Here is a 602-nt window from a genome sequence, read left to right on the forward strand (position 1 = left end):
GCACACATTGCGCGCTCGCCATGAGACCAAAACGGTGCTGGTTGCGTGCGGCCTATTTGCGCACACTGGCGCCCATGACGACCCCACCGAGCTATCTCGACAGCCCTTCGCGGCCGGAATCCAGCGGACCCGCAGGGACCAGCGATGCGCGCGGATCGCGCCACCGCGTTGCCGGCGCAAAGCCCGCTCGCCGCCGCCTGCCTGCCGGCTGAAACCCAGGATTCCCATCATGCGAATCGTCATCGTCGGCGCCGGCGTGGCCGGCTCCATCATGGCCCGCGCGCTTGGCATGCAAGCGGGACTGGAGGTCACCTGCCTGGAGCAGGGAGCGCCGGCCGATCATGCCGCATCCAGCGTCGGCCTGGCGCTTGGCCCCAATGCCATCAAGGCGCTCCACCTGCGGGACCCCCTGCAGGCCAGCGCCATCGGCGAGGCCGGCCTGCCCTGGGACCGCTGGCGCATGTCGCTGTGCAGCGGCGAGGTGCTGGCCGACCTGCCGCTGGCATGCGTGGCGGACCATGGCGGCGTGCGCATCCTGCGCGCCGCGCTTCACCGCGTGCTGCGGCGTGCCGCGGGGGGATCCGTGCGCTATGGCTGCCGGC

1 protein-coding gene is annotated in these 602 nt (G+C 71.8%); it reads left to right on the forward strand.

The window, feature by feature from the left end; translation table 11 throughout:
* Positions 1-229: 229 nt before the first annotated feature.
* The coding region (locus P3W85_RS24535; protein ID WP_430869605.1) for an FAD-dependent oxidoreductase at positions 230-602 on the forward strand (373 nt) is incomplete at its 3' end.

This window comes from Cupriavidus basilensis (genome assembly GCF_029335485.1).
In the GTDB taxonomy this organism is placed as follows: domain Bacteria; phylum Pseudomonadota; class Gammaproteobacteria; order Burkholderiales; family Burkholderiaceae; genus Cupriavidus; species Cupriavidus basilensis_E.